Source organism: Enterobacter sp. TMH.L2, from assembly GCF_050847315.1.
Taxonomy (GTDB): Bacteria; Pseudomonadota; Gammaproteobacteria; order Enterobacterales; family Enterobacteriaceae; genus Cedecea.
In genome coordinates this window covers 4,173,499-4,187,336 of the sequence record NZ_CP193791.1, presented here as the reverse complement: position 1 = coordinate 4,187,336, position 13,838 = coordinate 4,173,499, and the positions used below count along the sequence as shown (strand labels likewise).

General features: G+C 53.3%; 8 protein-coding genes and 3 tRNA genes. 5 read left to right on the top strand and 6 right to left on the bottom strand.

Translation table 11 applies throughout. The features are described from left to right. Positions 1-2: 2 nt before the first annotated feature. From ACREYP_RS20020 to ACREYP_RS20010, 3 genes are all read right to left on the bottom strand, one after another. Positions 3-1,451 carry a radical SAM protein gene (locus ACREYP_RS20020; RefSeq protein ID WP_008453637.1) on the bottom strand — a complete coding sequence of 483 codons (1,449 nt, stop codon included), beginning with the start codon at positions 1,449-1,451 and terminating at the stop codon, positions 3-5. Next, entirely contained in the window at positions 1,451-4,090 is a 2,640-nt protein-coding gene (locus ACREYP_RS20015; protein ID WP_336818298.1) for a glycosyltransferase, read from the bottom strand. Before ACREYP_RS20015 ends, ACREYP_RS20020 begins: the two co-directional genes overlap by 1 nt. Before the next feature lie 1,173 nt (positions 4,091-5,263). Beyond that, positions 5,264-5,965 carry a pirin family protein gene (locus ACREYP_RS20010; RefSeq protein WP_336818299.1) on the bottom strand — a complete coding sequence of 234 codons (702 nt, stop codon included), beginning with the start codon at positions 5,963-5,965 and terminating at the stop codon, positions 5,264-5,266. Positions 5,966-6,070: 105 nt separating this feature from the next. Between ACREYP_RS20010 and ACREYP_RS20005 the strand changes: the two genes are divergently transcribed. Next, a complete protein-coding gene (locus ACREYP_RS20005; RefSeq protein ID WP_008453630.1) occupies positions 6,071-6,961 on the top strand; it encodes a LysR family transcriptional regulator in 891 nt (296 codons plus the stop codon). A gap of 45 nt (positions 6,962-7,006) precedes the next feature. On the opposite strand, the gene mscM is transcribed toward ACREYP_RS20005, so the two are convergent. From mscM to rsgA, 3 genes are all read right to left on the bottom strand, one after another. Continuing rightward, positions 7,007-10,345 carry a miniconductance mechanosensitive channel MscM gene (gene mscM / locus ACREYP_RS20000; RefSeq protein WP_008453628.1) on the bottom strand — a complete coding sequence of 1,113 codons (3,339 nt, stop codon included), beginning with the start codon at positions 10,343-10,345 and terminating at the stop codon, positions 7,007-7,009. Between the two features lie 145 nt (positions 10,346-10,490). Further along, entirely contained in the window at positions 10,491-11,450 is a 960-nt protein-coding gene (gene asd, locus ACREYP_RS19995; RefSeq protein WP_336818300.1) for an archaetidylserine decarboxylase, read from the bottom strand. A 77-nt stretch (positions 11,451-11,527) separates the two neighbouring features. Then, positions 11,528-12,583 (bottom strand): ribosome small subunit-dependent GTPase A, encoded by a 1,056-nt coding sequence (rsgA, locus tag ACREYP_RS19990; protein WP_498881031.1) that lies wholly within the window; start codon positions 12,581-12,583, stop codon positions 11,528-11,530. A 113-nt stretch (positions 12,584-12,696) separates the two neighbouring features. Here rsgA and orn point away from each other — a divergent pair, with 113 nt between their 5' ends. The 4 genes from orn (at position 12,697) to ACREYP_RS19970 (ending at position 13,729) form a co-directional block, all read left to right on the top strand. Beyond that, a complete protein-coding gene (orn, locus tag ACREYP_RS19985) occupies positions 12,697-13,242 on the top strand; it encodes an oligoribonuclease (RefSeq protein WP_008453623.1) in 546 nt (181 codons plus the stop codon). A 186-nt stretch (positions 13,243-13,428) separates the two neighbouring features. Further along, positions 13,429-13,504, top strand: a tRNA-Gly gene (locus ACREYP_RS19980). A 37-nt stretch (positions 13,505-13,541) separates the two neighbouring features. Further along, a tRNA-Gly gene (locus ACREYP_RS19975) sits at positions 13,542-13,617 on the top strand. 36 nt (positions 13,618-13,653) lie between these two features. Then, positions 13,654-13,729, top strand: a tRNA-Gly gene (locus ACREYP_RS19970). The last annotated feature ends 109 nt before the right edge of the window (positions 13,730-13,838 follow it).

The window sequence follows — 13,838 nt, the reverse complement described above, 5'->3', positions numbered from 1 at the left end:
AGTTACTCCTGTTCTGCGTCGGCTGAGATGAATTGGGTGTTAATGATGGCTTCAACCAGCGTGACGCCGATGGGCGTCAGCGTGACCACGCCTTGATCAATCACCACGAGTTCTTTTGCCTGCAGCTTTTCCAGCGTTGGTTTGATGATGCGGTTTTCAAAAAAGCTGTTGCCGTTGAAGCGTGTCGCGAACACGGTATCGTCAACCGGAATGAGCGTGGAGAGGGCCATTTTGAAGGCGTTAACTTCGCGCTGTTCCGGTGAAATACCGTGGCTTTCTTCGATAGGCAGGCGGCCTTCATCGAGGAACTGCTTGTATTGCTTATAGCCGGTGATGTTAATGGCTTCGGCGCGGGTGCATTTCGAACTGCCGCCCAGGCCGATGGCGACCTCGGGATATTGTTTGTCCAGATCGGTAATCAGCCCTTTCCACTTTTCCGCTTCCAGGTGGTTCTGGTGGAAATACATCGTGGGGTGTTCGCGATAGCCCTCGGTGAGGTATTTCTCGACCAGCTCGCGCATTTGATATTGCTTGCCCAGCCCAGGGAACGTCATGTTGTTCATGTTGATCAGCCCTTTTTTCTGCCACAGGCTTTCACGTTCGCCGGATACGCCGGTGCGCGTTTTCATGAACTCTTCCATGTGCAGCTTGGTGCAGACGACGTGGGAGAGATCCAGCGCCAGGGTGCGCTCCATGTCGTACTTCACGTCATCCACGGTTTGACCCAGCATGCCGTAGATAAGATCGACGCTGACCCAGTCAATGCCCTGTTCCCGCGCGCTGCGTATGGTTTCTTCACACTCGTCGGCGGTGTGCTGGCGGCCACAGGCGGCAATAATAGCGTCGTTAAAAGATTGGGTGCCGAAGCTGATTTTGCTGAAGCCCAGCTCTTTCAGAATGCCGATGTATTCGCGGTTTAATGTCCCAGGTTCGCCTTCAAAGCGAAGCGTTGCCGCCGAGAAATTAAAGTGGGTGTAATAGAAGTCCATCAACCGACGCAGTTCCGGCTCCGGGAGCAGGGAAGGCGTGCCGCCAAAGATATTGAATTCTCCAATTTCCGCTTTTGACAGGCTCGGTACTTTTTCCAGCCACATCTTCGCTTCTTTGATGTTGTAGTCCACCAGATCCCGGAAGACGCCTTCCGCCGAAGGCGATTTCGGGTTGAGAATCACCGTTGGATACTGGCAGAAGTGGCAGCGGTAGCGGCAGGTGGGGATATAGGCCCACAGATGGATCTGTTTCGCAGCCCGAATGTCGTGCTCCATATCGGCAAAGAACGACGCCAGCGGGTAGTGCTCAATGTCACCGGGAAAAACATGGCAGCCAAAAGGATCTTTATGGACGTAGTCCAGAAAAGCCTCGTTCTCCGGCTGGGAGAGGAAACCGTAAACTGCCGGAACCGGATAGGCCGGGTCGAGATCTTTTAAGGATGCGAGAGCTTCGGTATTCATCAGAAAACACCTCCGTTGGCAAAGTAGTTGTGGGCTTCACCGGACTCGCGATCTTCACAGAAGTACCAGACAAAGCGTTCGAAATCTTTTTCCGCGACGCTGTCAAAGCAGGCCGGAAGCGGTGGTGCAAAGCCAATGTCCTCCCCGACGGCGTTGCGCAGCGCGGTGAATATCTCGTGGCGGAACTCGAAATAGAGCCGGTAGGCTGGCGTTTTGTAGCTATGGATCGGCTTAAAGTCGATGATGCTCATTTCATGCTTAATGGCGTGAATGCGCTGGTAAAGCCGCTCTGCAACCTGCGGTGAGAAAAAGGCACGTACCCGCTCGTTCTCCAGCAAGATGTGCGGATTCAGCAAGGCTGGAAGAACGATGTTTTTCGGGATGTAGTCTTTGATGGAGTATTCCCAACCCTGCCGGGCCTGCTCTTCGGTGAGATCAATCAGCGTGTTTTTTTGGATTGAGACGTCCGGGCGCACATCTTTCATGATGATGATGCCGTCGCTGCCGTAGGCGATGCCGCTGATCACATCGTCAATAATGGTGTCCACGCGGCGGCTGTTGATTTCCACAAAGGATTCTTTGGCGTAAACCGGCTTGCCGCCGCAGGCGATGATCTTGATGCCGAAATCCCAGTCGTCGGAAAGGTGTTCTACGAAGCGGCCTTTTTCCAGCTGGTAGAAGATCTCGATACCACCAATTTTTTCGTACAGGCCTCGCTCAACAGCGAAGCCTTTGCCATCCGGGAAGCCGCCAAACAGCGAGAACGACACGTCGCGGCAGCGCAGGGTTTTTTGGATTTCACGGAAGAGGTTGGGGCGCTGCTGGAATGCTTCGCGGTCGTAATAGTAATTGCAGGTCCCGAGATCGCCGTCGTCGGCAATCATTTTTTCTATCAGGGTATGCAGCCAGTAAGGGTCCACGGTGCAGTCGGCATCGGCGGAGACAATATAGTGTTTATTGCTTTTGCCCAGCCTGGCATCACGCGCCCTTGAGCGCAGGGCGGCGTAATCCATACCGCATTTACGGGCCGATGAGACACCCTGAATCTTCTCTTGAATAATGTGCACATCCATCGCCGGATGTTTTTCTTTGAAGAGGTTTATCTTTGCCACGGAATCGTCGCGGGAATTGTTATCCACGATGATCACTTCATAAGCGTCATGGGTTACCAATCGGCCATGCGTTTGTTGGCCAAATAATGAGGCTAAAACTTCATCAATTCGGTCGCTTTCATTGTAAACAGGCAGCACTACCGAGACGAAAATGTTATCGCGCATATCTACTCCTGGGGCGGTGATATTCAGAATGTCCATCACGTTGTTAGAAAGGATGTTTTTGCCGATGGCGAAGTTCTTCGCGGCTATACGATCCATTTCAGGTTTATTGGTAAGCAGTAAAAAAACTTCGTTGATGAAGGCTTCGTCAGGCAGGCCGTCTTGTCCGTCTGAAATAGGCATCACTGGGGCTTCAAAGCCGTGCTGGCCGTAGACTTCCGGATAATATTCGTAGCGGGTGGTGATGTAGCAGCGCTGGCTGCTGATCGCCTCCCCAATGGGATTACCGTAGCTGTCGTAGTCCCATGAGGTCAGGAACGACACCAGGTCACAGGAATGGTAGAGATCCTCGATGGTGATTTTTCCCTGGCTTTTGGGCATGAAGTTATGGTGCAGCGGGCCAAGAAACTTCACATAGGGCTTAATGTCCAGCTCCTGTGCCAGTTGCTCCAGCTCGCCTGCATGCGTGGTGTGCTCACGGGTATCACCGGCGAGCAAAAGCCAGACGGTTTTATCAATATTGTGCTTTCTGAACAGGTGGTTAAGGCGTTGTACCAGCAGTACGTCACGGTCCAGACGCTTCTGCGGAATGATGCGCGTCGTTCGGGCAATGACTATGTCATCGGCGGAAATATCCAGGGATGACCGGATGTTTTTCAGCGCCTGTTGGCCGGTAAAGCTGTAGGTATTTTTTACTACGTGAATATCGACTTCCCGCTGGCACCAGTGTTCCAGCTTTTCTTTGAGATCGTTATTCAGCGTTACGTAGCTAATAAAAGGGGATTTGATCGGTTTAATGGCATGGTTGTACGGCGGTAAACCATACTTCATGATATTTTTCTCGCTGTTCCACATGAGGTCGTGATCGCGCCAGATAACAAAATTTCCTAACTGGTGACGGTGGCCGTATTGTTCTATAGCGAGATAAAGTGCGCGGGTATAAATTATATTCTCTGGCAGCGTGCCGTTTTCGACAATCACGGTGCAAATTCGAAGCTGTTTCCATTGAAGTAAAATTCTTTCGGCCAGACTTTGGGCGGAATATTCAACGGCGCGGATTATTTCTGCTTTTTCTTCAAATGAAACAGAAAGCCTTTCACTGATAAGTACGGCGTGTGCTTTTTCAATAAACTCTGGGGAGTAATGAGGTACAGAAGTAATCCCACTGATGCGCGTTAAGGTAAAAGCATCGCGATAAATTTCGGGCTCATGATCGTAAGGTTTATTAAAATTGCCTTTGTCAACCTTAATATCGTACCCAAGATCGAGATAAGAGTTGATACCTTTTTGCTTAAGGCTTTGAGAGACTTTTAATGCTTCCACCGTAATACCTGAGACGGCAACAGCATCAAAAGAGATAAACATGGCATATCTTTGACCATAAACGTCCATGGCAACTACCCCTTTGAAGCGAAACTGCTACGCTTATTTGTTGTAAGCAATTGATACATTCTGAATGGCTTCGCTTTCAATGACGCACGAAGCCATTCAGAACCGGCAAAATCAGAAAACATCGCCAGCAGCCTTACCGGCGCTGACTTTCAAGTGCTGTATGTATCAAAGCGCCTGCAAGAATTAGCTTGCGGGATAGCTAAACGCAGTGGCGTTTATCAATGTAATATTTATATTTATTTTTAGGCCGAGCGCGTTCGCCGGTTTTATTCGTTTCCCGGATTTATACTCTGGCGATTTTCTGATTTTTAATTATCAGTATTTGATTTTTTTATTGATGTTTGTTGGCTTTCCAGAGTGGTTCAAAAGAGAGGTCAATCTTAAACGTCTCCTTTTTTTGCCGTAAAGCGGGAACGTTCCAGTTGGTGAGCGTTATCACACATTCTTATTTTGTTTTTAAACCGGAATTTTTAATAACCAGTCTAAAGTTAATATTCATTTTAGACCTTTTAAATAAGGAGTTGTGTTAGCGTTGAGATGTTTGTTTTGAAACTTTAGTCATGATTGGGAATGTTCCCAAAGCGCCGCGAATTTACTCATTCCGAGTCTTTTATTTTGAGCGTCACAGAGTTTACATATTAAGAAATATGTAACGCGATTTTCCTCTTTACCCTAATAAAAGAGCGCTCTCAGGTATACCGAACCCTTAACTTTGATATGGGAAGAGTAAAACTCACACCAGGTATTCGTAACTCATTATAAATATTAGGTTATTATTTAAGTCATGATAAATAGTAAGGGCTAGAGGAAACGCAGCCCTTAAATATTTACTTACTATATGGGGCTTTTACAGAAGCAGAACTGGTAGTCTACGCGCGCGCTGATTGCAAGATTGAATGATGATTTATCGAAATATTTGAACGAGTTAGCGGTTGCGCCGACCATGCAAGTGAGCATTAACCAAAGTAATAAAGCACCAAAACCAACGAGAATATATCGGGGATGTTATTCGTAGGCATGGCAATATTTGGCCGTATGCGGCTTGTGTCCTGGAGGAGGCGGTTTTCTACAGAATGAATTTTGCGGAGAAATACCCAGGGATAGAAGGATGCTGCCCCTTTCAGGACGAAAGAGGCAGGCGGTAGGTTAGACCGGTAAGTCGATCAGCAGGCCGCGCAGCGGCGTATCGGCGACCAGGGTGATATTCGCCTCATCACGAATAAACGCGCCATCGCCGCATGTGAGCGCTTCTTTATCTTCTGATGGCGTCACCGCATGCACCGTGCCGTGAATTGACTGCAGATAGGCCCGTGGGCCATGAAGCTGGAAGCTTAGCTGCTCGCCCTTTTGCATCTCAATATGGTGGATCCACACCTGCTGGCGGAGCTGCAGGCTGTGATTGCTGCCATCCGGCGAGGCAATCAGCTGATGAGATGTTCCCGCTAACGGGATCTTTTGTACCAGCAGATTTTCACGATCCGGGCAGGCATCCAGCCACAGCTGCATACGCGTCAGCGATTTGTCTTTGCTGAGGTTGTGCTCGCTATAGCTGATCCCCGGCTGGGTGGAAAGCAGCAGGACCTCACCGGCGCTGGCCTGGATATGGTTGCCTTCGCTGTCGCGGTATTCCGCTTCCCCTTCCAGAATCAGGTTGAGGATGTCTACTTTCGGGTAGCCGCGCGGTTGAAACGAGGCTCCAGGGGCCAGAACTTCCTGGTTGAGCACGCGCAGAGAGGCGTAGCCCAGCAGTTTCGGGTCGAAGTAGTGTCCAAAAGAAAAGGTGTAGCGAGCCTGCAGCCATCCGTAGTCAGCTTTACCACACTGTTTGGCTGTTCTTGTCGTAATCATAATTCTTGACCTCTCTTTACACTAAACCCATGTTAAGGGTCTGGACGCTGCATTGTTAGCCAGTTAATCTGCTCGGTATGTTCAAATTTCCTGAATGAGAACGAAATGGCGAAAGAAAGGGCGTTGACGCTGGAAGCGTTAAGGGTCATGGATGCGATCGACAGGCGCGGGAGCTTTGCCGCTGCGGCCGACGAGCTGGGACGTGTACCGTCCGCGCTCAGCTACACCATGCAAAAACTGGAAGAAGAGTTAGATGTGGTGCTGTTTGACCGATCCGGCCACCGCACCAAATTTACCAACGTGGGGCGTATGCTGCTGGAACGAGGGCGCGTGCTGCTCGAAGCGGCGGATAAGTTGACCACTGACGCGGAAGCGTTGGCGCGGGGCTGGGAGGCAAACCTGACCATCGTCACCGAAGCGCTGGTGCCGACGGAAAAACTGTTCCCGCTGGTGGATAAGCTGGCCGATAAAGCTGACACCCAATTATCTATTTTCACCGAAGTACTGGCCGGGGCCTGGGAGCGCCTGGAGCAGGGCAGGGCGGATATTGTTATCGCGCCGGATATGCACTTCCGCAGTTCCTCGGAGATTAACTCCCGCAAGCTTTACAAAGTGATGAGCGTTTATGTTGCCGCGCCGGATCACCCGATTCATCAGGAGCCGGAGCCTCTTTCTGAGGTGACCCGCGTGAAGTATCGTGGCGTGGCGGTGGCCGATACCGCCCGTGAAAGGCCGGTGTTAACGGTACGTCTGTTGGACAAACAGCCGCGCCTGACGGTGAGCTCTATCGAAGAGAAGCGGCTGGCGCTGCTGGCCGGGCTTGGCGTGGCGACGATGCCGTATCCGCTGGTTGAGCAGGATATTGCCGAAGGTCGCCTGCGGGTGGTTAGCCCGGAATATACCAACGAGATTGATATCATCATGGCGTGGCGGCGCGACAGCATGGGCGAGGCCAAAGCATGGTGCCTGCGTGAACTGCCTAAACTGCTGAAATAAAAAACGCGTTGGTTTTTTGCCAACGCGTTTTGCCCTTCCTTGAAATTACAGGCTGCCAGGCGTTCTGGCGGCTCTGCCCGCGGATTTAATCGTCTTACTGCTACGTTGCCCGCCGAGGCTCTCCAGACGCATCTGGAACGGTGGGAACGGCATCTCGATGTTGTGCTCGCGGAAGCCCTGCAGAATCAGCTGGTGGATTTCGTGGCGCAGCGGCATTCGGTGGCCCATTTCCGCCGCGTGAATACGCAGTTCGAAGACCTGGATACCTTGCTGGAGATCAACCAGGAAGGCTTCCGGCGCTGGCGTATCGAGCACCAGCGTGCAGCGGTGTGCGGCTTCCAGCAGGACCTGGGTGACCTCTTCCGTATTTGCTTCTGACGGAGCAGGAATAGTGAGCACCACGCGTGTGACCGAGTCCGAAAGCGACCAGTTGATGAACTGTTCGGTAATAAAGGCCTGATTCGGCACGATGATTTCTTTGCGGTCCCAGTCGCTGATGGTTGTCGCGCGGGTGTTGATTCGCGTGATGGTGCCCGTCAGATCGCGGATGGTGACCGTGTCGCCGATGCGTATCGGCTTCTCGAACAGAATAATCAGGCCGGAGACGAAGTTGGCAAAGATTTGCTGTAAACCGAAGCCTAAGCCCACGCTGAGCGCCGCCACCAGCCACTGCAGTTTGGACCACTCAATCCCCACCATCGAGAAGCCAACCAGCCCGCCAATCAGCAGCAGCAGGTACTTCGTGATGGTTGTGATCGCATAGCCGGTGCCGGGGGTTAAGTTCAGGTGCTGGAGAATCGCCAGCTCCAGCAGCGCGGGCAGGTTACGCACCAGTTGGGTGGTAATAATCAGCACCAGAATGGCAATCAGTACCGCACCAAGCGTAATCGGCTCGATGCTTTCCACACCCTGAACCGTGGAAGTGACATCCCACAGAGTGATGTTGCCGAGGAAGCCAAACGCCGAGTGGATTTCCGACCACAGAACGATCACCGACAGCAGGGCGATCAGCGTCAGAATCGAGCGAACCAGGCGCAGGGACTGGGCGCTGATGGTATCCAGATCGACTTCCGGTTCGTCCACGGTTTCGGCCGATCCTTCAGTGCTGTTGGCATGCGCCGTCTCTTCTTCGCCACGCGCTCGCTGGGCAAGGATTTCAGCCCGGCGGTGTTTGGCACGATCAAAGGCCAGACGGCGGCGCTGAATCAGCATCCAACGGCGAATAATGTGATAAATCACCAGCAGCAGGAACCAGATAGCCACCGAGGTTTCCAGACGCGCCAGTAGCGCCTGAGCCGTCGCCAGATAGCCGACGACAGCCGCCAGAATGGCCATCAGCGGTGCGCAAAGCAGCAGGTTCCAAAGAATGGTATTGACGATGTTGTCGCCATCGCCCTGTTTGTCGAGGTAGAGCGGCAGCCCGGCGCGCTTAAGGCTAAGCGTGACGATAGCCAGCGCGCCGCAAATCATAATGAAGCAAAGCCTGCCCAGAGAGGCAGAAAACTCTCTGTCATTGAGGTTATCGAACATAATCAGCGCCATGATCAGCGGCACAATCAGGCCGATGCTCATGATGTAGTAGCGCATGGCCCGGCCTACGCGCTCGCGCGGCCAGCCGAAATGCACCACAAACAGCCCGGTAGGGCGGGCGAAGGTTGCACAGATCATCACCCCCCAAAGCAGGGGAACCGTGGCGGTTACACCGTCGCCAATCGCCACTGCGATAGGGTAAGGCCATGCCTCCTGCAAACCATAGCCGAGCGTCGCCCACAGTACGGGAAGCGGAGAGGCGACCAGAATCGACCAGAACACGGTGCGCAGCGTCAGGCGGAAGTGATCCTGGGTCACTTTGCCGACTTTGGCGCTGGAGCGCTCCAGGAAGGCGGTGAAGTGTCGGCGCGAGCTAATGCTAAACCCGACCAGAATCAGCGCGCCAAAGAGCGGCAGCAGCGTCTCTTTGCTGGTCACCATCATGATCGCGGCTTTCCCCAACTGACTGAAGGTATCCAGCGAGACCAGACGCCGCAGATCCTGAACGATTTCCAGCGGCCAACTGATGCCGATTGGGCTGACGTCCGATGTCCAGAACAGGTAGCGGTGGGTCGCCTCGTTCACCTCTTTCAGGGCATCTTCCAGCTGGCTGTTGGCCACTTTCAGCTTGGTGAGTTCAAGGATCAGGGTATCGCCGCCCTGCAACAGCGAATTCAGCAGCTCTCGCTGGGTGCGAAGCTGGGCCTGCAGGATCTTATTTTGTTCCGGCGTTAACGGGCTGCCGTCTGCCTGGCGAACCTGTCGCAGTTGAGCATGCTTATTGAGCAAATCTTCATAGTGCAGGCGCTCTACGCGCAGCTGAGCCAGTTCGGTATCCAGCTGCTGCGGTTTGGGCATGTCCGGCAGCCGGGCGACCTGGGCACGAAGCGCTTCACCCAGCACGTTGGAAACGCCGAGCCACTGGGACTGCTCGCGGAGCGTATTCAGCGCCTGGCGGACCTCCAGCGTCTGGTTATTGGCCTGCCGCTGCTGAGAGGCGACCAGATCCATACGCTGAGCTTGCTGGTTGAGTGCCTGGGAAAGCTCGCGGTTATTTTTGAACTGCTCGACGATTTCCGGCGGCAGGTTGGCGCTGGTTTCCGCCAGCAGTTCGGTGCTTTCCAGCGCCTGTTCCGCCTCACGTTGGCGCTGGCTATTGAGCTGATTTCTCAACGCCTGGAGATAGGCATCCAGCTGGGTGCTTTGCTTCTGCGCCAGTTCGGCGCGCATGCGCGAAAGCTCCTGGCGGTTGTTAGCGGAAAGCTGCGCCAGTTCGAGTTCATCAACCTGCGCTTTCAGGCGTGCGGATTCGGCCTGCAGCAGGAAGTGCTGGGCCTGGGCGAGCGGGGTACCGCCGCTTTGTTGGGTACCGGCGCGGCGCTCGATGTCGTTAAGCTGGCGACGCGCATCCGTTTGCTGCTGAGGCAGCTGGCTTAACGAATCGCTGATGTCCCGGGTTCTTTCCTGTTCCTGCTGAGCAAGGCGGCTTTTGTCCAGAAGCTGGCTGCTGACCTGCAGGATCTCCTGGTTCAGCGCGTCGCTGCTCATGCCCGGGGAAACTTCCTCGGGTTCATCGCGCAGGTTGGTCAGTTGCTTACGCAGGGTTTGCGACAGTTTAGGGAAATTATCAATGACTTGTTGGTATTGTTCGGCGCGTTCGAGCGAGGCTTTACGCTCGTCCAGCGCATTCAGTGCCGACTGGAGTGCTTCAACAATTTCTGCTTGGTTAGGCGTGTTTTTGGCGGCCTTAGCCTGCTCCAGTTCTTGCGAGATTTGTTTTGCATCGGGGGCTGTCGCTGCGTATGCCCCCAGGCTGAGGCACCAGGCCATCAGGAACGTGATAATCAGGCGCACGTCAGTTACCTATAACGTTGCTGGAAAAGAGGGAAAACCATGTCTCCCTCTTGGATGTTTTAGCAGAAAATCAATGGGTTGATTTTCGTGGTTAAGTGCTGTGAGCTTGCAGGCTCCGGGGTGACCGGTCGCCTGATTTTAGACGTTATTCTGCGGTTTTTGGCGCTTCGGGTTCGTCTGCTTTGGTGTCCAGCATCTCGGCAGGGATTTCGCTCACCGGAACTTCGGGCTCAATGACGGGTTCGCTTGAGACAGCCAGCACTTCACCGATTTTGGTGACGGACAGATTTTTCAGCTGCTCAGCCAGGTTTACTTTGCCCGGCGCAAAGAGGTTAATCACCGTCGAGCCCAGCTTGAAGCGACCCATTTCCTGGCCCTTAAGCAGTGCAATGGCACCTTCACTTTCGCCTGCAGGCCATGTCCAGCGTTTAATCACGCCTTCACGCGGTGGCGTAATGGTGCCAGCCCAGACGGTTTCAATGCTGCCAACAATGGTAGCACCAACCAGAATTTGCGCCATTGGGCCAAACTCGGTGTCGAACAGGCAGATCACGCGTTCATTACGGGCAAACAGGTTCGGGACGTTTTGCGCCGTCAGGTGATTGACGGAGAAAAGGTCACCCGGAACATAGATCATTTCACGCAGAATGCCGTTACACGGCATGTGCACGCGGTGGTAGTCACGAGGTGAAAGGTAAGTTGTGGCGAAGCTGCCGTTGCGGAACAGGTCAGCCATCAGGTAGTTACCTGCCAGCAGCGCTTCCAGGCTGTAGTTATGGCCTTTTGCCTGCAGGATTTTATCTTCTTCGATGCGGCCCAACTGGCTTATCACACCGTCGGCAGGCATCACCAGCACGTTAGGGTCGGTATTTACCGGGCGTACGTCATCGCGCAGTGGACGCACAAAAAAGTCATTGAAGGTGCGGTAAGCGGCGGTGTCCGGCTTTTGCGCCTCATTCATGTCGACTTTGTAGTATTTGACGAACAGATCGATGACCAGTTTGGTCAGCCAGCCAGCACGTTTGCTCGCGCCCCAGCCCGCCAGGCGAGTCAGCCACAGTTTTGGCAGAATGTACTGCAGCGAAAGTTTAATGTTGTCTAACAAAATAGCCTCCTGGCTAAATGCCCTGCATGTGGGCCGATACAGAAAAGGGGCGATTCTAGCGGCGCCCAGCTTAATTGTCAGTTGTCAGTATCAGAAAAGCTTTTACGCGTTTTTACCTGCGCCATGCTTTCCAGAATTCGGTGGTAGTTTTCGAAACGTGTTTCAGCGATCTGGCCTTGTTCCACGGCTTCTCGTAGGGCACAGCCTGGGTCATTGTCGTGGCGGCAGTCGCGGTATTTACAACGGCCTAAGTAATCATGGAATTCGACAAACCCGTGGGTGATTTGTTCAGGCTCGAGGTGCCAGAGGCCAAATTCACGCACGCCGGGGGAGTCAATGACATCGCCGCCGCCCGGGAAGTGATAAAGGCGGGAAGCCGTGGTGGTGTGCTGGCCAAGACCAGAGACGTCGGAAACGTCATTCACCAGAATTTGTTTATCGGTGAAGCCTAACAGGTGATTCAGCAGGCTTGATTTACCCACACCGGACTGGCCCGCAAAGATGCTGATGCGGCCCACGAGCTCGGCTTCAAGCTCTTTAAGCCCTTCTGCTTTATAGCTGGAAACCATCAGCACGCGATAGCCAATTTTGCGGTAGATATCCATCTGCTCGTTAACGAAGGCCCGGCCTTCATCGTCCAGCAGATCGGTTTTGTTCAGCACCAGCAGTGGCTCAACGTCGAGGGTTTCGCAGGCAACGAGATAGCGGTCGATGATATTCAACGACAGCTCCGGCAGAATGGCCGAAACGATGATGATTTGGTCTATGTTGGCCGCAATCGGTTTTACGCCGTCGTAAAAGTCTGGGCGGGTCAGAACGGAGGTACGCTCATGCACGGCCTCCACAATCCCTTTTTTCGAGACGCCTTCGGCGGCCTCTTTCGCCAGGCGCCAGACTACCTTGTCGCCGGTAACCAGCGAACGAATGGTGCGACGAATGTTGCAGCGATGTACCGTGCCTTCGTGCGACTCGACGTCCGCATGCTGGCCAAAGCGGCTGATGACCGTGCCTTCGCGCGGTTCAACAAACTGGGCATCGTCATAGTCGGCTTTCTCCACGGTTTTTGTCAGACGACGCTGGTGGTTCGCGTTGACGCGGCGCTGCTGTCCTTTGGAGAGTTTATTTTTGCTCAAGCGTACTGGCTCCTGGTCGCCCCTGGGGGGCAAAACCTCTATGATACACACTATTTTATACGAATTAACCCATCGTCAAGGGTGGGCGACGCACAAGAAGGGTGGAAAATAACATGAGTGGAAACGAAAACAATCTGATTTGGATTGATTTAGAAATGACCGGTCTGGATCCCGAGCGGGATCGCATTATTGAGATTGCTACCCTGGTGACTGATGCCAACCTGAACATTCTGGCAGAAGGGCCAACCATCGCGGTACATCAGTCTGATGCACAACTGGCGTTAATGGATGACTGGAACGTTCGCACCCATACCGCAAGCGGGCTGGTTGAGCGCGTGAAAGCCAGCTCGCTTGACGACCGTGCTGCGGAGTTGGCGACGCTGGAGTTTCTGAAGCAGTGGGTGCCGGCGAATACATCTCCAATTTGCGGGAACAGCATCGGGCAGGATCGTCGCTTCTTGTTTAAGTATATGCCTGAGCTGGAAGCCTACTTCCATTATCGATACCTCGACGTGAGCACGTTGAAAGAGCTGGCGCGCCGCTGGAAGCCAGAAATTCTGCCCGGCTTTAAAAAACAGGGGACCCACCAGGCGATGGACGATATTCGCGAGTCCGTAGCGGAACTGGCTTACTATCGCGAGAATTTTATTAAGCTTTAAAAACAGTCCCCTTGCCGAAAAGGTGAGGGGAAAACAGCCAAAGCCGACGATAAAATAATCATCATGGCGATTTAACCAGCAGTCAGACGAAAATCGCGAAAAAAAACGTTTGAGGGCTTGCGACAAAAACGAATTCTCGTATAATGCGCCTCCCGTACCGATGCAGAATTTGCAGCGTTACACAGAGCGGGAATAGCTCAGTTGGTAGAGCACGACCTTGCCAAGGTCGGGGTCGCGAGTTCGAGTCTCGTTTCCCGCTCCAAAATTTGATTTGGCTTTTACAGCCATGCACCACCCAAGCGGGAATAGCTCAGTTGGTAGAGCACGACCTTGCCAAGGTCGGGGTCGCGAGTTCGAGTCTCGTTTCCCGCTCCAAAATTTGATTGGCTTTTACAGCCACGCACCACCCAAGCGGGAATAGCTCAGTTGGTAGAGCACGACCTTGCCAAGGTCGGGGTCGCGAGTTCGAGTCTCGTTTCCCGCTCCAAATTTTCCTTTCAAGCATAAATTATCCACAGCGTCCAGCAAGCGTCGCGGATGGTATTTTGCTGTCTTGCAATACAACTATGAACAGACTTATCCACAGCCTTCTGTCG

Coding starts and splice junctions, on each gene's coding strand:
- ACREYP_RS20020 (WP_008453637.1), bottom strand. CDS start 1,451: ATGAATACCGAAGCTCTCGCATCCTTAAAAGATCTCGACCCGGCCTAT.
- ACREYP_RS20015 (WP_336818298.1), bottom strand. CDS start 4,090: ATGTTTATCTCTTTTGATGCTGTTGCCGTCTCAGGTATTACGGTGGAA.
- ACREYP_RS20010 (WP_336818299.1), bottom strand. CDS start 5,965: ATGATTACGACAAGAACAGCCAAACAGTGTGGTAAAGCTGACTACGGA.
- ACREYP_RS20005 (WP_008453630.1), top strand. CDS start 6,071: ATGGCGAAAGAAAGGGCGTTGACGCTGGAAGCGTTAAGGGTCATGGAT.
- orn (WP_008453623.1), top strand. CDS start 12,697: ATGAGTGGAAACGAAAACAATCTGATTTGGATTGATTTAGAAATGACC.